The sequence below is a fragment of the Arthrobacter liuii genome, assembly GCF_014639275.1.
GTDB classification, from domain to species: Bacteria; Actinomycetota; Actinomycetes; order Actinomycetales; family Micrococcaceae; genus Arthrobacter; species Arthrobacter liuii.
In genome coordinates this window covers 1-21687 of the sequence record NZ_BMFW01000045.1, presented here as the reverse complement: position 1 = coordinate 21687, position 21687 = coordinate 1, and the positions used below count along the sequence as shown (strand labels likewise).

Here is a 21687-nt window from a genome sequence, read left to right as displayed (position 1 = left end):
AATACTTCATCCATTCGGATTCCCGGCAGATGCGGGGGACAAGTAGCCCATGGCCTCCAACGTACCGCAGGCAAACCCGTTCGGCAGGGACGCGCCGGGACTTCCAGATCGCCCGGTGCCTTGGGGGTCGCGGCCTTATCAGGTCAGGAGTGTGACTTTCTGCGATACATGACGGACTTTTTCCGCGGCGCCACGTGACGTTCCGTGCAGTCCACAACGGGATGCGTCCCTACCCGGCCGGACCCCATCGCGATGTGTCCACCGTTGGCTTAGCGGATGAGGCTTTGGAGCAGCGCCGGCTCCAGGGCGGCGTCGATCAGGACGTGGGCGATGACGCAGGACCACAGGCTTCGTTTCGACATCAGGTAGAGGGCGGCCAGGCCCCATCCGAGCACAGTTGTCGCGGCCTGGGCCAGAAGTGCAGCAGGCCGGCGAAGGCATAAAAGTGGAGACCTCCGAACACGATCCCGCTGATCAAGACCTGGAGGGGAGTGTCGCCTGGATTTGGGCGGCGGCAGCTAATACGTCACGAACTCGTCGAGCGGTCCCGTGAGGGCGGTAATGACCTCGATGTGGGTGTGCATGTCGAGAATCTGAAGGTTCTCGACCTTCTCAGCCCCGCCGGCTGCAAGGATGGGAACATACCCGAAACACTGGCCAGGCCCCGGGGTACCGTGTTGTTCACGGGCTTGGGGGTAAGGGGACCAGTGGAGTTCCTCTTCCATGTAACCCGGCTCGTCGAGATGTTTGAGAAAGAACTTCTCCGAGAACAGAGTCCAGACCAGGCCGTGACGGTAATCCAAGAGGAGAAGCAATTCACCATCCCAGCCGATAACATCACCCATCGCAGTGGTCATGATCGGAATCAACGGATTTAAGCCTTGATGCGTGTCCTGAACGAGTTGTCCCCAGTCGTCCGGGTTAACAACAGGCAGATAGCCCTCGTGGAAGGTGCCGACGCCGTAGTCAGTCCACAACACAGCAAGTTCAGGAGGAACCAAGCCTGCATACTTCTGTATTGCAGCCTCAGGTATGGTCCCCGTGGACACGAAATCATTGATGATCGTCCTCTGAAAAGTACGGCAACGCCGGCTACGGCCGGCTGTGAAAGCTCCGGGGTGGCTTCGTCTGCAGATGGCCACCGCTGGGTGAGGACAATGGCGAAACTGGGGACCATGTTAGCTTTTCGGCCGGCCGAACCCCAGCCGGGCGCCAACGGTCCTCCATCTGCCCATAAGTTCTTCAGTAGCTGCAGGATCCGTCGCCAAGAACCACTCCGTGGGCTCCCGTTGCTCATGTGGACAGCGTACACAGCGGATACTTTGCCGAAGCCGAGCGTCGTGAGAGTCTCACCAGCCATCAGTGTCAGGTTCAGGTCCGCTAGGCTCCGGATCATGCCCTCCTCGTGGACAGTTCTGATCTCGCTGCACGCCCTCGCGCCAGCTACTCGCTGATTTTCGGAGCAGTGAACCTGCTGCGTCGGGCCAAAGGCGGCAGCGTTCAAAGATCGTCGGTCGAATCTGGGCTGTTGCTATGTACATCGTGGTTCTGACCTCGTTCGGAATCAGGACTATCGACGGCGGCTTCAATTGGCTGCACGTTCTCTCGGTGCTGACGTTCTGCACCCTGACGGCAGGGCTCTGGGCCATCCGTAAGAGGAACATCAGGGCTCACCGCAGTTTCATGACCGGCAGCTACTTCGGCCTTATTGGCGCCTTTGTAAGCGTTGTGGCAGTGCCCTCGCGCCGCATTCCCCAACTCGCCATCCACGAGCTGCCCCTTCCGGGGCTCCTCATCCTGGTCTTGCTTGGCACAGCGACACTGACAGTCATCGGCATAGCCCAGCTGTGTAAACCACGCACGGTCCAAACTGCCCGATAACTGGTCGCTCACCGTAGGGGCCGGAAAGCCCGCCCCTATTAGGTAGCGGAAGCGGCTGCCACGCCATCGCCGGGTCCATGCTCGACAAGCGGGCCTGACCTGCGGCTGATGCGGGTACCCTGCTCCGTCGTGGCGCCAGACGAGTCTGCCATGGACAGCATTCCAGAAAAGTGTCCCGTAGGGGTGCCTTGGGTTCTTGCGGGCAGAAATCAGCGATCGACGATGGACATCGGCAGGATGCCCTCGTGCACGGTAGGGGTGATGCTGTCTAGCTGCCAGCCGCCGTCCCCGGATGCCCGGAACCTGGCGATCTGCGGCAGTGAGTAGCTTGACGGGACGCTAGTTGGCCCATTTGCTGTCGAAGCTTGGTATTCCTCGGTCAATTCCTTGAATCTGACGCTCGCCTCCGAACCGGTGACCTCGACTGATTCCACGGTGACCGTCGTCGAAAAGGACGTATACCAGAAGCCCATTGACTTGAATCCGGTCTTTGACCGAGTCACCACGGGAGGTCCTGCTCGCGCTTGGACCCGTAGGCGGCCGTCATCTGCGCCGCGGCGAGGCGCGCGGCGGGGGGAGTGTCGAGGACTGGGCCGTTTCGATCCTCGACGGCAGTCTGGATGATAGCCGCGAGCTCAGACGACGGCGGTCCCGGCACTGATGCGGATAACCCCATCGCGGGTGGCCCGACGGCCGGCTGGCAACCGACAAGGGCGACCCCGACTAGAACCGCAACGGCGGCAAGGTACGGCGAGTACTTCATCGGCTCCCCGTTCGCCATGGATGTCCTCACAGCCTGACGTGCCGCCCCCACCCAGTCAACGGGGCTCCCGATATCCCGCTCGGTGATCCCTATCCCGCCGCCGCTGGGATCACCCATCAGGAAGCGCAAGCGGGTGCGCTGCTGACCGGCCTCGCTGCATCCGCTTTTGGTGACGGCAAGGGGTTGGCTGAGTGTTAGTCAGAACGGTGTTGGTAAAACGTGCCGTGTTTTGTGAGGAACCAGAACATCGCCGCGAACCCGATCGCGCTCAGCACCGGTACGGCCCAGTAGGTGATTGTGCTGTTGCGTAGAAGGATGGCGGCGGCACCTCCGACCATGGCCAGAAGGCCGACCCCGGGGGTTGCCGTGGGAAATCCACAATTGGCTCCGCTGACAATCTGGCCGTTGACGTAGGCGTGGATGGTGATGAAGACCAACGCCGCGACGGGGAAGACCCAAAGCCAGACACCTTGCCCGAGGCCGATCACGCTAAGGGACAGTCCGTAGACGAGGCTCAGAACGAGCCAGTAAATACGCGCGCTGCTGTTCATGGTGACCATCTTCCAACCATTCGTTATTGGCGTCGATGACCAGGACGCCGACACCGAAAATGAAGGAGCATCCAAGTGCGGCCGAGGGCTCAAGGAATCCGAGGGCTGCACATGCGGGAGTGGAAGCGCTGAACGAGGCCCAGCACGCCGCTCATCGTGACCCGCACTTCGCAATGCTGGTGCCTTATAGGGCCACACCTGACTCATTGTTGCGGAGTCCCTCTACGTCGAGAACCCCTCTCGAAATTACGCCCCGGGCGCTAGAGTCATCGAAAAATGAATGGGGGATTTCAATGGAAAAGACCGTCAATGAGGATCCAAAGAGCGCAGTGTCAGGTCCCGGGCCCGCGGCCGCAACCGCCTTGATAGGTTCGCTGTTGCTGCTGGGACTGACTGGCTATTTGTCCATGCAGCTGAAACTTTCTGAGATCCACCTTTTTCTTGGTTTCGATTCCCGGGTCTTTGGCGTTTCCGGCGACTGGTTGCCTTATGTATGGCGGTTGAGTCTTGTCCTCAGCGTGCTCGCAGCCATCATCGCCTATCGCGCTTTGATCCGGGACACGCAGTCCCGTGTTGTGATTCTTGCGGTTTTGGCTGCAGCTGCCGCCATCGCCAGCCCAGTGGCTTTCGCGGGTCCCCAGCCTGCCGAAGCGCAGCCTTCGTTACTGTTGTATGTAGCGGTCGAAGGGGCTAAGTCTCCGGCAATCCTTGCTCTCATTGGAGCAGTCCTCGCAGACTTGATGACAAGCTCACGGCGGTCAGCGGACCACTAATGTGCTGGACCGGGTGGCTTGATTGAGGGTGAATAGGAATCCGAGCGCGTCCGTAATCTTTATTCCTGGCCTTTCGGAACGAAACCTCGCGGTGATCCAGCTGGCCGGCACGTTAGGCTTGCGTCGGCGGCCCGGTAGGCCGCGTTGGTCGAGCCTGTCGGGGAGGTCCGGGTGAACGAGATTGAGTTCGTGCCCAAGGAACGGTGGGCCGCGCTCCCTGTTCAGCCGTCCGCCGGTGCGCTCCGAGCCCGCCGACGACGGGTTGGCATCGGCATGATCGCCGCCACCGTGTGGATGGTTGCGGTGGACGGGGCAGTGATCGCTGGTGCCGCTGCGGGCGCTCGGGTTTGGGATCCGCTTGGCCCGTTTGTCCTGCTCGGCATTCTTGGTGTCGTGTTGAGCGTGCGTCAGGCACGCGCCCAGAAGGATGAGCTGGCCCACGGATACACGACGCTGCCTCCCCGCAATTGAGGCCCGAGGGGACTGCAGATGAAAGCGCTGGTTTGGTCTGAGTGAGCAGGCCACGTATAGACGTTCGGATCTGCAGCAGCGCACCTTCGGGGATGATTTGGGGGCTTACATGCATGGGGACAGACTGGGAGCTTGGAAAACAGGGACCGCCGGGTTTCTCGCGGCGTCGGCAATGCTGCTGACATCATGTTCCTATTCGGAGCCCGCGCCGTCCCCCACTACCTCCAGTGCGTCTCCCGTAGTCCGTGATGTCGGTGTGTTGGCCTCGGCATTGGCCAGGCCGGCGACGACTGTCGTGGGTGCGGAGGCTTATCCGGATCTCGCGGTGAAGGCGGCAGCCGTTTTGGAGTCGGTCGCCCGGTTCCATCCACTCATTGATGGCAACAAGCGGACGGCGTGGACGCTCATGGTGCTGCTGCTGTGGATCAACGGTTACAGGCATGGCTTCACTACGGATGAAGGCCTCGACCTCGTCGTCGGAGTCGCCGCGGGCAGTATCGACTTGTTGGACTCTGCCGCCGAGATTTCTGCGCATCTGGTGCCCCGGTAGCAGTCGTCCAGCGACCCGAATGGGGGTGTGGACAATGTCCACACTTTCCGCCTCGGTCTGCCTCGTACTGGTTTCGAACTGCCGCCTTTTCCGCATGTTTTCGCGGGTTCCCAGTGTTTTCAAGGGTTGGAATGTAGTTCGAGTCCCACCTCGGGCACGACAAATTCCCTCGTCAGAGGCGATTTTGCTTTGACGTGTTGACAAAGCTTGCGCTTGGGCGCCTCTGACGCTGTGGGTGCGGGCTTTGGTTTGGCTGCCGCGGAGCCTAGGCGGGTGTGTGGGGTGGCGGGCTCAAGTCCTGGCTCGTGAGACTTCCGCCTGTTGAGAGTGGATTTCCGCGATTTCTCGTTCCGGTTTTCTCGGGTGGGCCCGGGGTGGCCTACACCTATTCATGGCCCTCGGGAGCCGGGACGACATGACCACAGCAATGCCGGCGTATGCCTTCCAGGTGAGGGTTCGGGCGGACCGCTCGAGAATCCGTGTGCCTGTGTTTGTCCAGCCAAAGAGGGTGTGGACACTGTGCACACTTATATCCGCTTTTTAAGCGTGGCAGGGACCGCGTCCGTGTCAGGTTAGGAACTCGGAGTTCCCTGCGGCTGTGTCAGAAAAGAACGAAACCAGTCCAAATCTGACGAGCTGTCACCACAGCCCGACGTCAGGTTGGGGCGTACTTCGGTGGTCGGGCGGGAGTATCTGTAAAGACGCATTTTGCGCTGTGAATCATGACGAGGAAGGATTCCAATTGGAGGTATTGGGTCCTGCCAGGTTGCGGGAGCCTACTCCAACTGCTGTCGGGCGGGGCATCTATTTGTTTTCGACAACGGCCTCGGCGATTCGCCGGGCGGCTGTGATGACGACGTCGCCGTAGTCTTTGCCGGGGGAGGTGATGACGCGTGCCAGTGGCATTGCCAGGCAGACTGCGGCGATGATTCCCTCGTCGGTCCGTACTGGGGCGCTGACAGAGCCGAGCCCGGGGGTGCGGGCACCGCTGGACTCAATCCAACCGGTAGCAGATAGCTGAACCAGGGCGTCATCGTCGGCTGAAAGCAGCCGGCCGCTGGATCCTGCGGGCAGGGGCACTCGCGATCCGGGAGGGAGGGTGGCGCGCAGTTCGTGCCGGCTGTCGGCGCTGACCAGGCATAGGCGTTCGTCGCCGCGCCGGATCCATAGTTGCGCTGTTTCGCCTGTCACGTCCCGTAGCTCTTGAAGGGCTTGGGAGCTGGCGTTTTCCAAGGCAGAGCGGACGAACCGGTCTCCCAGGCGGAAGGCTCCGTTGTCGGTTCGGCGAAGGAAGCCGTACTCGGCCAGTTGGAGGCCGAGACGGTGCGCGGTGGACAGCGACAGGCCGGTCCGCCGTGAAAGCTCGCTGGCTGACAGGGAGGACCGGCCCACTGCATCGAGGATGGCGGCAGCGCGTTCCAGGGTACGGTTGCTTCCGTTGGTTTCGGTAGGGGGCATAGTGCCAGCCTATTCGCGTGCGCATCCCTTGGCCGCTACCGACTCCGCCATAAACTCCGCAACGACTTTTCGGGAGATGGCCACATCCAGGACGTAGACGCCGTTCTGGTTCGATGCGAGCCAGCCCTGAAGGTGTTCCAGGTCAGCCAGGGTATGTGCCTTGGTACCGTTGGCACCCAGGGCGCGCCCGACAGCCGCGAAGTCAACTTCGTCGATGAGCATCGCCTGGTCGTGCAGGCCCTTGGCGGCGTACTGGTGCAGTTCGGCACCGTAGGCGGAGTCATTGAGGACCACCACGACTCCTTTGCGGGTGACCCGAAGGAACGTTTCGAAGTCCGCAAGGCCCATCAACCCGCCGCCGTCTCCGCTCACCAGTACTGTCGTGCGTTCCGGGCGGGCAACCGAGACGCCGGAGGCGGATCCGAAGCCCATGCCGATGGACTGGAAGGCGGTGCCGACCAGGATCATGGCGTGCGGGTCCGGCACGGACAAATACATTGGTGCCCATCCGATGAAGTGTCCGCCATCCATGACCACTGACCGTTCAGCAGGAAGAATGCCATCTAGGGCGGCAACGACGGCCCTCGGGTTCAACCGGCCGTCCGGGCCGAATTCGTCCGGATTTTCTCGGGGGTGGGATGAGCGGAAGTCCGGGCCAGATACGTCGGGGGCGTGGTCCCGCCACGTGGGCCTGACGTGGGGAAGACGTTCGAGGAGGCCGTCGGTGAATGACGGGATATCGGCACGGATGTATTCCGCGACGGCCGGGCTGCCGGTATCCGGTTCGTTATCGATCCGCACGACCGTGGTCTGTGCGGGGAACAGGGTTCCGTACCGGGTTTGGAAGGTGTTCTGGCTGGCGCCGATCACCAGGACGACATCAGCCTGCCGGGCAATATCGAGACGGTGGCTGCGGGTGAAGCCGCCGGCGATGCCCAGGTCCCACGGGCTGTTGAAGGCGTTGGATGCCATGACGGTGGTCATGAACAGGGCGCCGATCCGGTCGCCTGCTTCGCGAACGGCAGAGGCTGCGCCGGCCATGAGCATCCCACGTCCGCCCAGAATCAAGGGACGTTTGGCTCCGGCCAGAAGACTGGCGACACGGTCCAGGTCGGCCGGTTGGGCGGGCCACAGAGGTTTGCCGGGCAGGGGTTCGAGGGCTTCCGGCGCGGTAGGTGGTGCAGTGGCCAGGTCGTACGGTAGAGCCAGAACCACCGGCTGGACGGTCTGGAATGCGAGGTCAAAGGCGCGGTGGGTTATGGCGGCGGCGTTGCCGGGCCTGGCAACGAGCGTCACCACTCCGGCTGCCTTGGCGGCCTTGGTTTGGTCGATGTCGAAGGACCGTTGGCCGGTCGAGGGCGCGTCACCGACCACGAGGACCAGCGGGATGCGGGCCATTCGTGCCTCGGCAAGGGTGCTGTAGGCGTTGGTGAATCCGGCGCCGTAGGTGGTGGTGGCCGCTGCGATGTTTCCGGTTGCCCGGTAGTAGGCGTCGGCCATGGCTACGGTGGCTGATTCATGGCGGGCGGAGGTGAACGGGAAGCCGCGGCGGGTTAGGCGGCTGATCAGGTGGACGTTACCGTTTCCCATCAGTCCAAAGAGGTGTTGCGCACGCTCGGCCACCACATCTGCGACCAGTGCGGTCACATGGCCTTCGTCCGGAAGCGGCTGTGCCTCGCCGGGAAGAAGTTCGGTTGTGCTGGTCATGGCTCTGTTGATGTTCCTTTGTTTAAAGGGGCATTTAAGGCGGAAAGGATTGCTGCGTTGAAGTGCTTGTGAATGACCTGGTGTGGTGGAGTGGAACGGCCGCGGCATCCTGCCGGCGATGTTTGACTTTCCGCCGGCGCTGCCGCGGCCGCTTGCCGATGGTTATTCCACGGTCTCGGCTTGAAGTGCCTTCTCGGCCGGGGCAGACCTGCTGGATTCTGCCGTTCGCATTCCGACGACGCAGGTCAGGGCCACGAGGCACATGACGGCAACGTAGGCGTAGAACACCCAGCCAAGTCCCTGGCTGCTGAGCAGCGTCAGTACGAAGAGCGCGGTTCCGCCGAACAAGGCGTTGGCCGTGTTGAAGAAGGCGCCCACGCCGGTTCCCCGAAGTTCAACGGGAAGAAGTTGAGCGATCATCATCGGTGAAATGGCGGTCAGCATGGCCAGGCCCGTGTGGGCGAGGACGAGGACGAGTATGAGGTTGGGCAGACTTTTATTGAGCATGAGGGTCAACGGGACAATCGAAACGGCGATGATCCCCAGAGCGATGATGGTTTGCTTTTTCAGTCCGATTTTGTCTGCCAGTGCTCCGAATGGATACAGGAGTGCCAGGTAGACGATGGTGGCAACTGTGAGGGCGAGGAAGGAGTCTGAGCTCGATGCTCGGACCGGTCCGTGCGGGTCGCCGATGTAGATTTTCAAGGCATTCGAGATGGCGTAGAAGGAAAGGGACGCTGCGCCGGAGAAGAAGAAAAGTTGGGCGATGGGCTTGGGGTGTTCGCGCAAGGTGCGCCCGACTGAACCCCGGGCAGCTGTTTTGGTTGCCGGAGCTTTGGACCGCGCGGTGAATTCTTCGGTCTCGTGCAATTGGCGCCGCAGGTAGAGAACGACCAGACCAAGCACCGCGCCAATTATGAACGGTATGCGCCAGCCCCACTGGTTCATGGCATCCGCGCTGACGTTGGTTGAGATGACAAAACCCAAGAGGGAGCCGACGAGAACTGCCGTGCCTGTTGCCAAGTAGATGACGAAGGAGTGTCGCCCCTTGGCACCCTTTGGAGCGCGCTCGTAGAGGTAGATGAATGAGTTTCCGACTTCGCCTCCGGCGGCAATGCCTTGCAGGCAGCGGGCGATCAGCAGGAGGATCGGCGCGCCCCAGCCGATGGTCTCATAGCCCGGAAGAAGGGCCATGACCAGTGATGATCCTGACATTAATAGGACAGTGCCCATGAGCGCGGGGCGGCGTCCGCGCCTGTCCGCCAGTCTTCCGAACAAGAGACCGCCCAAGGGGCGGAAGAAGAAGGAAAGGGCGAAGGTGGCGGTGGTGTTGATAAGGGCAAGGGCGTCGTTGCCTGGGGGAAAAAATGAGTGCGAGAGGTATACCGCGAAAAGCGAGAAAATCAGGAAGTCGAATGCTTCTACAGCATGGCCTGCACCGGCTGCGAGCAGCATGCGCTTCGACAGTTTTGGCCCTGCCGGGAGGGGCATTGCCGGGGTGTTGGGGGTTTCCATTGGATCCATCCTCGTTGACGGTCGGTAGTGGTAGGGGTTTATTCGTTGAGGCCCGGAGGGGATAAATAGGGATAGAGGCTGCTGCTCAGTGTGGGACTGCTAGGGCGGTGATGACGGCCTGGCGGGCGAGACGGACGGCTTCTGCGAGGCGTTCCTCGTCAATGCCGGTGTCGTGGCCTGTCTGGTGAAGGTGCCGGACGAGTTCCTCCGTGGCGATGTTGCCGTGGGCGCCAGGGGCGAAGGGGCAACCTCCGTATCCGCCGAGTGCTGCGTCGAAACGGATAATGCCAGCGTCCACTGCGGCGCTGGCAGTGGCGAGGGCTTGGCTGTTCGCGTTGTGTAAGTGGAGGTAGTAGGTGAGATCCGGTTCAGCTTGGCGGACATGCGCAGTGCTGGCCAGCACCTGCTCGGTGGGGGTCGTGCCCAGGGTGTCAGCGAGCCCGATGTCAGTGATACCCATGTCTTTGAAGGCGCGGACGACGCGGAGGAGGTAGCTGGGATCAGTAGTTCCTTCGAATGGGCAGGTGAACGCGGTGGAGATGCCGGCGAAGAAACGCACGTTGGGAAACTTCGCCACTGTAGTGGCGAGGCTTGCCAGGGCTCCCTCGATGGTCTGCCCCGCGTTGGCGCTGCTGTGCGCCTGGCTGGCTGAGGCGACAACCTGGATGTCAGTGGCACCGGCCTTAGCGGCACGTTCGATTCCCTTGCCGTTGAGGGCAAGACTTGTGTAGGCGACACCCGCGAATGCCGGGAGGGATGAGATCACCGCGGTTGCGTCTGCCATTTGCGGAACCCGCTTGGGGTTCACGAAGGACGCTGTCTCGATGCGCTTTACACCGGCAGCAACCAGGGCTTCGGCGATTTCGATCTTGTGCGCCGTGGGGACAATGACCGGTTCGTCCTGGAGGCCGTCGCGCAGGAAGACATCGGTGATCTCGACCTTCATTCAGCCCACCTCCTGCAATCCGAGATCGGCGATTTCTTGAGCGTTCATGCCGGCCAGTTCCTGTAGGACTTCAGCCGTATGCTGGCCAAGCTCCGGACCCATCCACTTGACCTGGCCCTGATGGCCGGGAATTTTGGGTACGACGCCGGGGAAGCGGATCAGTTCCGGCTCCTTCTCGATGACTACCTCGTGGGTCTGGATCATGCCGCGGGCCAAGTAGTGCTTGTCGACGGCGATGCTTGGGGCGTCGTAGACGGGGCCCGCGGGGACGCCTGAGTCGTCCAGCTTGTCCAGCACCTCCGTTAGCGGCATGCTGCCGGTCCACGCTGAGATGGCGCCGTTGAGTTCTTCTTCGCGTGCGGCGCGGGCTTCTGTGGTGAGGAGGGTTTCGTCCCCGGCGAGGTCGTCGCGGCCGATGGCCCGCATGAGGCGGACGAACACGGAGTTCGAGTTGCCGCCGATGACGACTTCGAGCTTGTCCTGACAGAGGTAGGAACCGGTGGGTACGACGCCGGGCAATGCACCGCCGGTGCGCTTACGGATCATGCCGTAGGCGTCGTAGTCCGGAACGAGGGATTCGAGCAGGCTGAAGACGCCTTCGTAAAGGGCGACGTCTACAACCTGGGAGCCCCCGAGCTGTGCCCCGCGGGCTTTTTGGAGCATGAGCATTAAGGCTCCGATAACTCCGTAGAGTCCGGCGACGGTATCACCCATGCTTGCTGCCGCCCTGCCTGCAGGGCGGTCCGGTTCTCCGGTGATGTAGCGCAGGCCGCCGAAGGACTCGGCCGAGCTGCCGAACCCGGCGCGGTTCTTGTAGGGACCGGTCTGGCCGTAGCCGGAGATCCGGACCATGACCATTTCCGGGTTGAGTTCCTGAAGAACGTCGGGACCGAGGCCCCACCTTTCCAAGGTGCCCGGCCGGAAGTTTTCAATGACCACGTCGCACTGGGCGGCGATTTTCTTTGCCGCCTCCCGGCCGCCCTCGGAGCGGAGGTCGAGCGCGACGGATTTCTTGTTCCGGCCGATGGTGCGGAAAAGCATGGAAGTGGTGCCGCGGGTTTTGCGCCAGTCGCGCAGTTCGTCGCCGCCCTGGGGCTTTTCGATTTTGATGACCTCAGCGCCAAAATCGCCAAAAATGCGCGCTGCAAAGGGCGCGGCGATGAAGCTACCGAGCTCCAGCACGCGAATTCCGGCCAGTGGGAGGGCGTTGTCCTCCAATGAAATTTCCTGCGTCATACGTTCTTCTACCTGTGTCTTTGCGTTTGCTGGCTTCCCACTGTGTGGGAGTAGTCTGCCAATGGGCGGATAGACGGTAGCATGGTGATGTGAGCCGCGCAATAGCAAGGGGCCTGCGGTGCGAAGATCGACCATAGGCGGAGCAGCTGCAAACAGCACGGTGCCGGATTCACAAACTGCAAATCGTCGAAGCGGGATCTGCCGGAATCGTTAATGGCGTGGATAGCCCGCCGCGTCGGGGGAACAGCCGTAATCGCTACTGCACGGTGGAGGAGCCGTTTCGGGTGGAGCTATACCGCCACAGGAGCGCTGATCGCATGGACGGTCCTGGGTGGCAGCGGATTCGGAGGCCCGGACTGCGGATGTCGCCAGCCAGTCCAAGGATGCTTCGATGGACGCGTTTTCGGGCCCGCCCGTACGTGCGACGCTGTCGGCGGTTGCCGCGAACTTTCCCGCAACCTGTTCGGTCAGTCCGGCCGGACATCCGATGCTTTCCAACTGAGCGGCAGCTTCGAGGACCTCGGCGTGGCGACGGACAGCGTGGGCAGGATGGGTGGCGACCATGCTCTTCAGCAAATCGGTAAAGGGGGCCTGGTCAACGTCACCAAGCACGGCGTATAGCTGGTCAAGAACGCCATAGGCCCGCGCGGCCGGCAACGCCTCAGTGGCCAGGGCTTCCAGTCCCTTCATGATCACCGAGCGCAGCAGCTTGACGGTCACGGCGTCGCCGGGAGCGCTGTCGGGCAGGACCCGGACCGGGGCGCCCACCGAAGCCAGCAGGTCCAGGACGGCGCTGTCGGGCTTGCCCGCATACAGCAGTGGAGTGCCAACCCCGTTGAGGGCGACAGCGCCGGTAATGGCGATGTCGATGTAGGCGATGCCCGCGGCATCGGCCCGCGCGGCTGACTCCCCTCTTGGCCCGGGCACTGGCCGTCGTCATATCAACGATTGTGGCACCGGGAGACACATGCTGTACCAGCGAATCAGTCACAAACGGCAGCACCGAGCCCGGCACACAGACCAGAACGAGGTCCTGGTCGGCAATCCACGGCCCCACCATCGACCGGATAGGGACGCCCGAAGTTTCGGACCAGTCAACGGCGGCAGCCGGCGGCTGCGGATCCGAAAGGGAAAGGACGTGGGCGGCAGGACTCCTCGGTCAGCCGTTTCCGCGCATGTTGTGGGGCCTTACTGCGGGTAAAACGCAGGGGACCCCGCCGAGTTGGTCGGCGGGGTCCCCTGGCGTCTGAAGGTTAGGCCCTGTTTTCGGTTCAGGGCCGAGCTTTTCGGAGTTGCTTGGTATGTAGGCGATGTCCAGCTACCAGGTCGAGCTCAAGCGCAAAATGAAGTCCATCGCCGCACAGGCGTTTTTCGTTGCTGACAGCAGCAAATTTGGCCGCGAAGCCCTCTTCAAAGTCTTCGGATTCGAAGACTTCACCGCTGGAATCACCGACGACACCCTCGACCCCATCCGAGCAGCGGCCTGCCCGGTTCCCCTTATCAGGGTCGCCGCCCAAATCTAGCAGGCCGAGGCTCCCTGTCCGCCGAACGAGTCACAAATGACCGGAAGGCGCCGCTCGCTAGCAGTGAAAGCGTGAACTAGAGTCACAGGGGGTGGGTGTATGTGAGCATGCTGACAAAGGGTCGCACAACCTGGCGGCACCACTCCAAAGACAAAAATATCAAGCGAAGGAACTCACCGTGCCTGTCATCGCCATCATTGGAGCTGGACCCGGACTTGGAGCGGCAGTTGCGCGAAGGTTTGGGCGCGAAGGTTTCTCGATAGCACTGATCTCTAGGAACCAGTCCAAGCTTGACGCCATGGCTGCTGGGCTCAATGCCGCCGGCTTCACCGCACGTGGTTACGCCGCGGACGTGCTGGACCCAGCAGCGCTTGAGGCTGCCCTTACACGTGCTGCGGCAGAGCTGGGATCCATCACCACGTTGCAGTACAGCCCACTCCCGTCACGTGAGTACCTGAAGCCGGTACTCGACTTGACTCCCGAGCTTGCGCTGGAAGCATTGGGGTTCTCGGCTCTGGGGCTCATTCATGCGGTGCGTACGGTGCTACCAGCGATGCGCCGGGCACGTCACGGCAGTATCATCCTGATCAACGGCGGAACTTCGGTGAAGGCACGCGCCGGCTTCGCCGGCACATCGGTCGCGTTTCCGGCCGAGAGCGCCTACGGTGAGATGCTCCACGACGCACTCGAGGTTGAGGGCATCCGTGTTGTGCAACTCGTGATCCCCGGGGCCATTCCTAAGCTTCAGCTTGTCAATGGCATCGACGACGTCGCCGATCGCATTTGGGGCCTCCACTCCGGCCCGGGTCCATTCCGCGCTATGCTCATCCCGCTCGAGGACGGCAGAGAGTAAAAGGCGCCATCGGCTGCCTCATTGACTTCGAGACGAGGCCGTGGACCCGATCGTCACTCAGAGCCAGAGACGCATCAATGCCCGTGGCCCAGACCCAAAAAACCACATTTTGCTGGTCAAGCGCTGATGGCCGACGGGAAGACCGCCGAGCACGCGCCGCGCCCACGTTGGGAGAGCCTGTTAGGGAGGGGGACAGGATCAGGTCAAGCACTGCCGGGAGCGGGTGACTCCGTCTTCTGCGTTCTCCCATGCTGTTGTCTCCGCATCGTTCGGGGCAGGGAGTGGAACAAATGAGACGTCCACGCCCGCGGACTGAAGTTCGCGCTGAAGCCAGGGGAACCAGTTCGCGTCCGGCGCCGACTTGTACCCATGGACGATGACCACACGCTGGACAAGCCCGGCTGGGATCGATTCGGCATTCATTAGGCGGACCCTACCGGACGGGTCACCTCTATTCCGTCGCCAACGCTGATCAATGTTGCCGCCGCTTTGGGTGTAACCCTGAGCGCTTTCTATGGACCGCCTGTGTGAACGGGGCGGCTGCCATCCCCGCCAACGGTCTACACTTCGAGTTCCCGTAAACGTCCCCGTCGCGGTTCTTGACGTAGCGGTCAACCTTGGCGGTGCGGGGTGGGGTACCTGTCGCCTTGTTCAAACCGCAGGGAGTCACGGGCTTCAGGATCAGTTCAGGCGCCTTGCATGTGCCTGTGTGCCGGGCGAAAGGGTTCCTACTCTCTGGCAGGGCGGGGGAGAGGCCGTACCAGCCGGAGATCTTGCATCGCAAGGTCTCGGTGGGCGGGCGCCCCGGCAGCCACGCCTACCCAAGACCATAGCGACGTGGCTCCTGCTGAGCAGGGGACGCCTTCTAATAGACTGAGCCTTCCAGCAGTTCCGCCAGCCTGGCGGCCGCACGCTTCAGTTCTGGGATGCCTGCCCTGATGGTGTCTTCGCTGGCGGCTTCAACAGGGCTGGTCAAGGACATGGACTCAGTGGCCTGCCCCGTCCTGTTGGGAATGGCTACGGCCGCGGAGCGAACACCCGTGGCGCGTTCGTCAGCTGAGCATGCGTAGTCGGCGTCCGCTTCGGGAAGCCGCGACTGGAGCTCCTCGAGCGTGAACGTCTTCGGCTCGTGGCCTGCCCGGACGGCGGCTTTGACAGCTTCCTGTAATTCTTCCACCGCGGCGCCGGCAAGCAGGATCTTACCCGCTGCTCCTGACGTCAGGGGCAGCCGTTTGCCCAGTGGGAGGTCGTAGCGCAGGGGCGCTTCACCATCCACCCGTGCCACCAGGATCCGTTCCTGGCCCAGACGAGTGTACAGCGAAGCCGTGAGCCCAGTTTGCGTCGCCAGTTGCTGGAGGATGGGTCGGGAGGACACTACGAGCGGATCGTTCTCCAAGTAGCTCCGGGCGGCAGGCACTACAGCAGGCCCGATCCTGTATGACTTATCCGATTGGCTTACCATGCCGAAATCCTGAAGCACGCGGAGGATCCTCAGCGTGGTCGGCGGGCTCATGCCGCACGCCCTGGCCAGATCACTCAGTCGCTGTGGCCTCTCCGCGCGTTGAAGCTCGGCGAAAACCTCCATGGCCCTCGAGAGGGACCGCATGTTGGTGGCCTTCGCGCCCTCATCGGCTGAAGCCGCCTTTTCGGGTGTTGCCGCCGTCGTCATTATTTCATTCTATGTAATTCCATTGCGCTTGACAGTGCTCTGTGTGGGCTGTCACTGTTTCCCTGACGTAATGCTCTTTCATACAGTGGAAGTGGGCAAGTTGAAGAGGGAAGAATGACGACGAAGTCACCGATGACGAAAGCCGGGAACACCAGGAGCGTCGCTCCCAGCCATGTCCGCCGAGCGCGGCCGCTCCCCGCCGGACGTCCCCACAGCCAAGGAATCCGGCTATACGACCTGCCCGCGGGAATCCCCAGAGGCTGCTGCGTCCCGGCTGGGTTTCCCGATGCCGTTGCCAAGCGGATTGAGGCTGCCCTTGAGGAGGCCATCGAAGACCCGGCCGTGGTCCAGAAGACCAACTGATCCACCCCCGTGACGCCCGTGTTGCGCCGACCCGGTGGTCGGACAGAATCAATGAAGAGGCTTGTTATGGCTAACCACACAAAGATTTGCGTTGCAGTGGCAGGGGCAGGAATATGATCGGCATCTGGGCCTTGGGGGCATACCTGGCCGTCATCCTCCTCTGGACCACTGTAATCAAGCGCAGCGTCGGCGAAGCAATGATCCTGGGATTCCTAGTGGTCCTCCCGTTCACCGGCTCCGCAGCAGCACAGGCAGGTTGGTCCGCACTCTACTCGGCCGCGACCGACGAAATCGTCTACGCCACGATGGCCTTCGTTTTCACTGGGTACCTCCTGGACAAGGCCGGAATCCTGGACCGGCTGATCGACCTGCTCAATTCACTCATCGGCGGGGTCAAGGGCGGTCCCGCGTGGGTTTCGACAGTGGCCTCGGCGGGTCTGGGTGGCGTAGTTCATAACCAGGCTGCGATCGCCGCGACGGTGGGGTCCATCACCATCCCCTGGATGGAGAAGTCCCGGCTGGACAAGCCGGCGGCAGCCACGCTCGTGGCCGGCAACGCTGGAATGGGCATCACCTTTCCGTTCAGCGCTTCAATGTTCGTCCTGGTTGGTTCGGCAACGGTGGGGCCCCTGCTGAACATCAACGCCCTTGTCATTCCCCTGCTGCTCGGTGGCCTGTGGTGCTTCCTCCACCGGCTCATCGTTACCTGGCTGCTGATCCGCAAAAGCGGGATGACACCCTTGGACGCGGCCCACCGGCTGTCCGTCCGGGCCGCCTTCGGCCAGGGCTGGGCCACCCTCCTGCTGTTCGTCGTCGTCGCCATCCCGCTGGTAATCACCTCCGGGTTCCTTACGTCGGCGCTCTCGAACTGGACCGGCGGGGACGTCAGCAAGTCCGTCAGCGTGATCGTCTGGATCCCTGTGGTCCTGCTCATCACCGGTGCCCTGCTGGGCCGGAAACAACTGCCACGCACCGCCCAGGCCTGGGTCGGACTGTTGCAAGGTTCGGCGCCGCGGTTCGGGATCGTCGGGGTTACGGTGGTCTTCGCCTTTGCCGGAGCCAACGCCCTGGCCTACACCGGCCTCCCCAAGCAAATGACGGCGCTGCTGAACGGAATGAACCTCCCCCTGTGGCTGCTCGCTATCTTGATCGGCCCGACCGTGATCGCCGTTGCCGCCCCATTGTCGGCCACGGCCACCATGGCTGCCGTCGGAACGGTTGGCGTGGCGGCCCTCGTCGCGGCCGGTGTTCCGGCGACCACCGCGGCGGTCGCTGTCCTGGTGTTCTCCTCGTGCGAGGCGGCGGTTCCACCCGGCGGTGCCCCGCTCTACGTGGCCTGCGGCATCGCGGACGTCAACCCCCTCAAGACCTTCGCCCGCCTCCTCACCCACTACGCCCTGCCCCTGCTGGTCATTGGCGTGCTGATCATCGTCGGCGTCCTGCCAATCTAAGGAACCACCATGAACACAACCAGAAGGCTCACCGAGACCGTCTTCGTCATCACCCTCGGAGCGCTGCTGATCGGCGGCGTCCTGTTCGTCATCGGGCAGGCCGCGGGGCTGGTGGCCGGGCAGAACGAATGGCTGGAATTCTTCAACAACGTCATCAAACCGCCCATCTGCATCGCTGCGTCCATCTGCGCCGTGGCGGGGCTCCTACTTAGCTACAGGCGCCCCAATAAAGCAGTGCCGCAGCAACAGAAAGTCACTTCTTCATGACTGACAGCCAGATATTTCCCTCCTTCGTCCAACTGCTCAAAAGGAAGGACGGATTATCAGGGACGTCCTGGGGATTGTTCCCTGAATCGGAGCGGGGGACACCATCCTTCATTACGCCGGCGGCCATTCTTGAGGCCAGGAACAGCATCCGGACAGGGATGGTATTTGGCCTGGACTACCCCGCGAACGCCTTCGATCCCGGCATGTCGCTCAAGCGCAGTGCGCCCCGGCACACCATCTACTCGTCCCATCCGGCGCACCGCGACGACTACCTCGACGGTTACTACCTGCAGGGATCGAGCCAGATTGACGGGCTTCGGCACCGCCGGGCTGACGAAGTCGGCTTCTACAACGGCACCGCTGATGACCGGATCACTGAAGGCACCCCGGACCTGGGCATCCAGGAATGGGCAGAGCATCCGATTACCGGCAGAGGCATCCTCGTGGACCTGGAAGGCTACCGGAACAGTGTGGGGGAGCCCATCGACCATGCCGCCGGGGAACCGCTCACCATGGACCTGGTCCAGGCAACCATGAAGGCGCAGTCACTAATCACCCGCCCCGGCGACATCCTCATGCTCCACACCGGATGGTGCGAGTGGTTCCTTGCCCTTGCTCCGGACGAGAAGCAACACCTCCGCGAGAGCCGCAAGGCATCCGGTGTCGCCCAGTCGCAGGAGTTCGTCGCATGGGCGTGGGACAGCCGGTTCGCGGTGGTCGCTGCGGACAACTTTGCGTTCGAATGCCTGCCCGCCGTCGCCGACAGCCCCTACCGGGCCTCCGCCACCAACGACCACGGCATGATGCACCAGCAACTCCTGGCCAAACTTGGCCTTCCCCTGGGCGAGCTCTGGAAACTCGGCCCCCTCGCCCGGCACATGAGGACAACCCGGAACTGGGACGCCTTCATCGCCATCAAGCCCCTGAACATCACCGGGGGTACAGGATCGCCCGCAAACGCAACCGCGATCGCGTGAACTGAAGGCTTCCGCCCGGCTGAAAGACCACATGGCACGTTGACTGTCGAGATCGAGCCCACCGAAGGCCAAAGAAGGTAAAGAAGGATCAGGGATGACCAAGCTAACCGTCGTAGGCGTCGACGGCACCGAAACCGCGCATAAGGTTGCAGTATCATCAGCCGGCTTCGCCGAGGCTCTCGGCGCTCACCTCCATGTAGTCATGGGGTACAGCCAGGAGCGCGCAGAAGTCCTCGGAATAGGTAACGACCATCCGGCCTTTTCCGATGAAAAGTACGCGGAAAGGGTCGCGTGTGAAACGGCAGAGGCCGTCCGTTCCGTGCGGCTGCGGGTTGGCCACTTCGCGGTCCATGGTTCGCCCTCTAAAGCCCTTATCCAGCATGCGGAAGCACACGATGCCCACATGATCGTCGTGGGAAGCAGGCGCATGAGCGGTATCGGCCGCGTTCTGGGCAGTGTCGCCAACAGCGTGGCACACAACGCGTCATGCGAGGTGTATATAGCCAAGACGGACTGACTCGTCCTCACAGTCCAGCCTCAACCCTAGCGACGGGTGTGCCCGCTGCCGCGGAGGCATGCTGTCACAGCCGCATGCGCTCCCACCTACCGCAGGAACTCCACCGGGACCGCCGGTATCACTGTATGATACTTTGTGTCCGGTTTTCCGGGCGCTGACTATTCTGATGCGATTCCAGGAGGAATGATGGCGGACGCGGGAGGAACCCCGGAACGTTCGACCATGCGCTCCGTGGAGCGGGCTTTTGAAGTGGTCGATTTCCTATCTGATAGCGGCAAGCCAGTGAGGTTGGCCGATGTAGCCCGCGGCACAGGCCTTCACATTGCCACCGCCCAGCGAATGCTTCGTGTCCTGGAACGGACAAACTACGTCGCTCAGGACTCCGCAGGCTACAGCATTGGAGCCGCGGCCCTGGCTGCTGCGCATTCTTACCTGATGGGCAACAATCTGGTGCTGACGGCCACCCCCGTCCTCCAGGAGCTGGCGGCCGCTTTAGGACTCACAGCATCACTGTCGGTTCGCCTCGGGGCATCGAGGGTCCTGGTTGCCCGGGTCGAGGGAAGCAGTCCCCTGCGTTATCAGCTGCCCGTCGGAGGCCGGCTTCCACTGCATTTGGGCGGAGGCAAGGTGTTCCTGGCCTACATGGACGACGTGTCCCGGGCGGCAGTCCTGGGGGACATGGGTCAGTTCGAAACAGCAGGCGGCGGTATTGTCAAGATACCGGACTTCATGGCAGCCCTGAACGAGATCGCCACGCGAGGGTACGCGGTGTCACGCAACGAACGGGTGGTCGGGGCCGTCTCCATCAGCGCACCCGTGCGACGGGACGGCGATCTATTGGGCGTGGTCCAGGTGATCGGGCCGGAGGAGAAGCTAACGCCGGAACTGCTGGCGCAGGCCACCCGCGATGTCGTGAACGCCGGAGTAGGTATCGCTGCGCGCAGCCGCTGACGTCGTGGAGACTGCTCAAAGCCGCACCCGCGCGGATACTCCCCGGTGGCACGGGTGTCACCGGGGAGGACCGTTATGCCTTGGCTCATCAGACTGAGCTTGTCAGCTGCCGGTTTTACTCGGAAGCTTTCAGTTGTTGGTCCGCTGGAAGAAGGGGAGGGTACCTTCGGCCTGCCCGAACGCGTGATCGCAGGCGAAGAGGTCTGCGTAGTGCAGAATCCAGGCCTCGGGACCTGCCGTCTTGATAGGGCTTGTTGTGGTGTGAGTCCCGACGAGGGTGACGATGTCGTCCGGAAGGCCTGCTTCTTTGAGCAGCATCGCTCCCAGGACCCCGTGCGGCAGGCAGGCCCGTGCGGGGTCGGCTACGACCGCACCGTCCTGCCGAGTGTAGAGGAGGGCCTTGTCGATGTCGTGCAGGATCAGCGTGGCCATCAGCGTATCGGCTTCAAGTTCGCTGCCCCAACGCCCGCGGGCGTAATCACCGAGGAAGAGCCCGACGTCGGCGACTTCGTTGGTGTGGTCGAGCAGGCGGTAGTCCACCGCTTGCAGAGAGTAGGGCATCTCTTCCAAGGTGCTGTGGGTGCTGGAAAGCCAAGCACTCACCCAAGCCGTGATGGCTCGTTCCCGGAGGGGGGCTCCCAGCTTTGCCATTCTTGGAAAGAGCCGGAGCACCTCCTGTCGCTGACTCGGCTCCCCGGTTTGAATCGTGTAGAGCCCGCTCACGCGCTTTTCACTTCAGCGCCGGCGAGTTCCATCAGCGAATCCCGGGCCGCTGTGCTCATGTGTGACGGTGTGCCCAGGGCGTGGCAATAACCAGCGACTGCGTTCATCTCCTCGGCGCGGCGCGCCGCATGCTTCGCGGACCCGGAGATGAAACGGTCTATCGTCCCGTGGCCGTCCCCGGCTAGTTCGGCGGCGATTTGGCCGCGGACCCAGTCTTCGTAGCCGGCGCGTCGTCCTGCCTCCACGGCTTCGCAAACGACGGCGGCGAGGCCTTTCATCACGATGCTGCGCAGTAGTTTGTGGGCCATGGCGTCCCCTAGTGCGCCGGGAACCACCTCCACCGGTGCCCCTACCGGGCGCAAGAGTGCTGCAATCCGATCAGCACCTGGACCAGCTGCCATCAACGGTGTCGAGGGGCCTAGGGCGTGTCTCCTAAAGCTGTCAGCCAGATGCTGATTGCTCGGAGGACTGCTCCGCCGCGGTAGGTGAGGGCGAGTTTGTCGTAGCGGGTTGCCAGGGCCCGCCACTGTTTGAAGGTGTTG

26 protein-coding genes are annotated in these 21687 nt (G+C 62.5%); 11 read left to right on the top strand and 15 right to left on the bottom strand.

Annotation, left to right across the window (positions count from 1 at the left end; genetic code table 11):
* Positions 1–269 precede the first annotated feature (269 nt).
* Entirely contained in the window at positions 270–395 is a 126-nt protein-coding gene (locus IEW19_RS24340; protein WP_373283636.1) for a hypothetical protein, read from the bottom strand.
* Positions 396–518: 123 nt separating this feature from the next.
* Positions 519–1049, bottom strand: a complete 531-nt coding sequence (locus IEW19_RS21780) for a T6SS immunity protein Tdi1 domain-containing protein (RefSeq protein ID WP_188573650.1) — start codon at positions 1047–1049, stop codon at positions 519–521.
* A gap of 484 nt (positions 1050–1533) precedes the next feature.
* Here IEW19_RS21780 and IEW19_RS21775 point away from each other — a divergent pair, with 484 nt between their 5' ends.
* Entirely contained in the window at positions 1534–1881 is a 348-nt protein-coding gene (locus IEW19_RS21775) for a DUF2306 domain-containing protein (protein ID WP_229748665.1), read from the top strand.
* Between the two features lie 209 nt (positions 1882–2090).
* Here IEW19_RS21775 and IEW19_RS21770 read toward each other — a convergent pair whose 3' ends face one another.
* The 3 genes from IEW19_RS21770 to IEW19_RS21760 form a co-directional block, all read right to left on the bottom strand.
* Positions 2091–2384: a hypothetical protein gene (locus IEW19_RS21770; RefSeq protein ID WP_188573649.1), complete on the bottom strand. Its 294-nt coding sequence runs from the start codon at positions 2382–2384 to the stop codon at positions 2091–2093.
* The gene (locus IEW19_RS21765) at positions 2381–2761 is read right to left on the bottom strand and encodes a hypothetical protein (RefSeq protein WP_188573648.1); all 381 of its coding nucleotides are present in this window, start codon (positions 2759–2761) and stop codon (positions 2381–2383) included. Before IEW19_RS21765 ends, IEW19_RS21770 begins: the two co-directional genes overlap by 4 nt.
* 77 nt (positions 2762–2838) lie before the next feature.
* On the bottom strand, positions 2839–3204 hold the full coding sequence (locus tag IEW19_RS21760; protein WP_188573647.1) for a hypothetical protein: 366 nt from the start codon (positions 3202–3204) through the stop codon (positions 2839–2841).
* A 284-nt stretch (positions 3205–3488) separates the two neighbouring features.
* On the opposite strand from IEW19_RS21760, the gene IEW19_RS21755 reads away from it, so the two are divergent.
* From IEW19_RS21755 to IEW19_RS21745, 3 genes are all read left to right on the top strand, one after another.
* On the top strand, positions 3489–3968 hold the full coding sequence (locus IEW19_RS21755; protein WP_229748664.1) for a hypothetical protein: 480 nt from the start codon (positions 3489–3491) through the stop codon (positions 3966–3968).
* A 171-nt stretch (positions 3969–4139) separates the two neighbouring features.
* The gene (locus IEW19_RS21750; RefSeq protein ID WP_188573646.1) at positions 4140–4439 is read left to right on the top strand and encodes a hypothetical protein; all 300 of its coding nucleotides are present in this window, start codon (positions 4140–4142) and stop codon (positions 4437–4439) included.
* Positions 4440–4617: 178 nt separating this feature from the next.
* Positions 4618–4989 carry a type II toxin-antitoxin system death-on-curing family toxin gene (locus tag IEW19_RS21745; RefSeq protein ID WP_268236321.1) on the top strand — a complete coding sequence of 124 codons (372 nt, stop codon included), beginning with the start codon at positions 4618–4620 and terminating at the stop codon, positions 4987–4989.
* Positions 4990–5793: 804 nt separating this feature from the next.
* Here the strand turns inward: IEW19_RS21745 and IEW19_RS21740 are convergent.
* From IEW19_RS21740 to IEW19_RS21715, 6 genes are all read right to left on the bottom strand, one after another.
* The gene (locus tag IEW19_RS21740) at positions 5794–6447 is read right to left on the bottom strand and encodes an IclR family transcriptional regulator (protein WP_188573644.1); all 654 of its coding nucleotides are present in this window, start codon (positions 6445–6447) and stop codon (positions 5794–5796) included.
* 9 nt (positions 6448–6456) lie between these two features.
* Positions 6457–8154 carry a thiamine pyrophosphate-binding protein gene (locus tag IEW19_RS21735; RefSeq protein ID WP_188573643.1) on the bottom strand — a complete coding sequence of 566 codons (1698 nt, stop codon included), beginning with the start codon at positions 8152–8154 and terminating at the stop codon, positions 6457–6459.
* A gap of 162 nt (positions 8155–8316) precedes the next feature.
* Positions 8317–9669, bottom strand: a complete 1353-nt coding sequence (locus IEW19_RS21730; RefSeq protein WP_188573642.1) for an MFS transporter — start codon at positions 9667–9669, stop codon at positions 8317–8319.
* 85 nt (positions 9670–9754) lie between these two features.
* On the bottom strand, positions 9755–10615 hold the full coding sequence (locus IEW19_RS21725; RefSeq protein ID WP_188573641.1) for a hydroxymethylglutaryl-CoA lyase: 861 nt from the start codon (positions 10613–10615) through the stop codon (positions 9755–9757).
* On the bottom strand, positions 10616–11851 hold the full coding sequence (locus IEW19_RS21720; protein ID WP_188573640.1) for a CaiB/BaiF CoA transferase family protein: 1236 nt from the start codon (positions 11849–11851) through the stop codon (positions 10616–10618).
* 210 nt (positions 11852–12061) lie between these two features.
* Entirely contained in the window at positions 12062–12778 is a 717-nt protein-coding gene (locus IEW19_RS21715; protein WP_188573639.1) for a DUF1932 domain-containing protein, read from the bottom strand.
* Between the two features lie 383 nt (positions 12779–13161).
* On the opposite strand from IEW19_RS21715, the gene IEW19_RS21710 reads away from it, so the two are divergent.
* Positions 13162–13374, top strand: coding sequence for a DeoR/GlpR family DNA-binding transcription regulator (locus tag IEW19_RS21710; protein WP_188573638.1), 213 nt, complete (start codon positions 13162–13164; stop codon positions 13372–13374).
* A gap of 178 nt (positions 13375–13552) precedes the next feature.
* Positions 13553–14227 (top strand): SDR family NAD(P)-dependent oxidoreductase, encoded by a 675-nt coding sequence (locus IEW19_RS21705; RefSeq protein WP_188573637.1) that lies wholly within the window; start codon positions 13553–13555, stop codon positions 14225–14227.
* 198 nt (positions 14228–14425) lie between these two features.
* Here the strand turns inward: IEW19_RS21705 and IEW19_RS21700 are convergent, their stop codons facing one another.
* On the bottom strand, positions 14426–14650 hold the full coding sequence (locus IEW19_RS21700) for an RBBP9/YdeN family alpha/beta hydrolase (RefSeq protein WP_188573636.1): 225 nt from the start codon (positions 14648–14650) through the stop codon (positions 14426–14428).
* Positions 14651–15092: 442 nt separating this feature from the next.
* On the bottom strand, positions 15093–15896 hold the full coding sequence (locus IEW19_RS21695; RefSeq protein WP_188573635.1) for an IclR family transcriptional regulator: 804 nt from the start codon (positions 15894–15896) through the stop codon (positions 15093–15095).
* Positions 15897–16372: 476 nt separating this feature from the next.
* Between IEW19_RS21695 and IEW19_RS21685 the strand changes: the two genes are divergently transcribed.
* The 5 genes from IEW19_RS21685 (at position 16373) to IEW19_RS21665 (ending at position 20422) form a co-directional block, all read left to right on the top strand.
* A complete protein-coding gene (locus IEW19_RS21685; RefSeq protein ID WP_188573633.1) occupies positions 16373–17710 on the top strand; it encodes a TRAP transporter large permease subunit in 1338 nt (445 codons plus the stop codon).
* Between the two features lie 9 nt (positions 17711–17719).
* On the top strand, positions 17720–17977 hold the full coding sequence (locus tag IEW19_RS21680) for a hypothetical protein (RefSeq protein ID WP_188573632.1): 258 nt from the start codon (positions 17720–17722) through the stop codon (positions 17975–17977).
* Complete coding sequence (locus tag IEW19_RS21675; RefSeq protein WP_188573631.1) at positions 17974–18954, top strand: cyclase family protein; 981 nt, start codon at positions 17974–17976, stop codon at positions 18952–18954. The genes IEW19_RS21680 and IEW19_RS21675 overlap by 4 nt, the downstream gene beginning before the upstream one ends.
* 94 nt (positions 18955–19048) lie before the next feature.
* Positions 19049–19471, top strand: coding sequence for a universal stress protein (locus IEW19_RS21670; protein ID WP_188573630.1), 423 nt, complete (start codon positions 19049–19051; stop codon positions 19469–19471).
* A 183-nt stretch (positions 19472–19654) separates the two neighbouring features.
* Positions 19655–20422, top strand: coding sequence for an IclR family transcriptional regulator (locus IEW19_RS21665; protein ID WP_308420026.1), 768 nt, complete (start codon positions 19655–19657; stop codon positions 20420–20422).
* Positions 20423–20551: 129 nt separating this feature from the next.
* On the opposite strand, the gene IEW19_RS21660 is transcribed toward IEW19_RS21665, so the two are convergent.
* Together IEW19_RS21660 and IEW19_RS21655 are read right to left on the bottom strand one after the other, a co-directional pair.
* Positions 20552–20983, bottom strand: coding sequence for an HD domain-containing protein (locus IEW19_RS21660; protein ID WP_188573628.1), 432 nt, complete (start codon positions 20981–20983; stop codon positions 20552–20554).
* Positions 20984–21141: 158 nt separating this feature from the next.
* Complete coding sequence (locus IEW19_RS21655) at positions 21142–21453, bottom strand: DUF1932 domain-containing protein (RefSeq protein ID WP_229748661.1); 312 nt, start codon at positions 21451–21453, stop codon at positions 21142–21144.
* Positions 21454–21687 lie beyond the last annotated feature (234 nt).

What these genes read in the sequence shown, in the direction of transcription:
- IEW19_RS21775 (WP_229748665.1), top strand. Translation starts at nt 1,534, where the DNA reads ATGTACATCGTGGTTCTGACCTCGTTCGGAATCAGGACTATCGACGGC.
- IEW19_RS21765 (WP_188573648.1), bottom strand. Translation starts at nt 2,761, where the DNA reads ATGGGTGATCCCAGCGGCGGCGGGATAGGGATCACCGAGCGGGATATC.
- IEW19_RS21760 (WP_188573647.1), bottom strand. Translation starts at nt 3,204, where the DNA reads ATGGTCACCATGAACAGCAGCGCGCGTATTTACTGGCTCGTTCTGAGC.
- IEW19_RS21755 (WP_229748664.1), top strand. Translation starts at nt 3,489, where the DNA reads ATGGAAAAGACCGTCAATGAGGATCCAAAGAGCGCAGTGTCAGGTCCC.
- IEW19_RS21740 (WP_188573644.1), bottom strand. Translation starts at nt 6,447, where the DNA reads ATGCCCCCTACCGAAACCAACGGAAGCAACCGTACCCTGGAACGCGCT.
- IEW19_RS21735 (WP_188573643.1), bottom strand. Translation starts at nt 8,154, where the DNA reads ATGACCAGCACAACCGAACTTCTTCCCGGCGAGGCACAGCCGCTTCCG.
- IEW19_RS21730 (WP_188573642.1), bottom strand. Translation starts at nt 9,669, where the DNA reads ATGGAAACCCCCAACACCCCGGCAATGCCCCTCCCGGCAGGGCCAAAA.
- IEW19_RS21725 (WP_188573641.1), bottom strand. Translation starts at nt 10,615, where the DNA reads ATGAAGGTCGAGATCACCGATGTCTTCCTGCGCGACGGCCTCCAGGAC.
- IEW19_RS21720 (WP_188573640.1), bottom strand. Translation starts at nt 11,851, where the DNA reads ATGACGCAGGAAATTTCATTGGAGGACAACGCCCTCCCACTGGCCGGA.
- IEW19_RS21710 (WP_188573638.1), top strand. Translation starts at nt 13,162, where the DNA reads ATGTCCAGCTACCAGGTCGAGCTCAAGCGCAAAATGAAGTCCATCGCC.
- IEW19_RS21700 (WP_188573636.1), bottom strand. Translation starts at nt 14,650, where the DNA reads ATGAATGCCGAATCGATCCCAGCCGGGCTTGTCCAGCGTGTGGTCATC.
- IEW19_RS21695 (WP_188573635.1), bottom strand. Translation starts at nt 15,896, where the DNA reads ATGACGACGGCGGCAACACCCGAAAAGGCGGCTTCAGCCGATGAGGGC.
- IEW19_RS21685 (WP_188573633.1), top strand. Translation starts at nt 16,373, where the DNA reads ATGATCGGCATCTGGGCCTTGGGGGCATACCTGGCCGTCATCCTCCTC.
- IEW19_RS21680 (WP_188573632.1), top strand. Translation starts at nt 17,720, where the DNA reads ATGAACACAACCAGAAGGCTCACCGAGACCGTCTTCGTCATCACCCTC.
- IEW19_RS21675 (WP_188573631.1), top strand. Translation starts at nt 17,974, where the DNA reads ATGACTGACAGCCAGATATTTCCCTCCTTCGTCCAACTGCTCAAAAGG.
- IEW19_RS21670 (WP_188573630.1), top strand. Translation starts at nt 19,049, where the DNA reads ATGACCAAGCTAACCGTCGTAGGCGTCGACGGCACCGAAACCGCGCAT.
- IEW19_RS21665 (WP_308420026.1), top strand. Translation starts at nt 19,655, where the DNA reads ATGATGGCGGACGCGGGAGGAACCCCGGAACGTTCGACCATGCGCTCC.
- IEW19_RS21660 (WP_188573628.1), bottom strand. Translation starts at nt 20,983, where the DNA reads ATGCCCTACTCTCTGCAAGCGGTGGACTACCGCCTGCTCGACCACACC.
- IEW19_RS21655 (WP_229748661.1), bottom strand. Translation starts at nt 21,453, where the DNA reads ATGGCCCACAAACTACTGCGCAGCATCGTGATGAAAGGCCTCGCCGCC.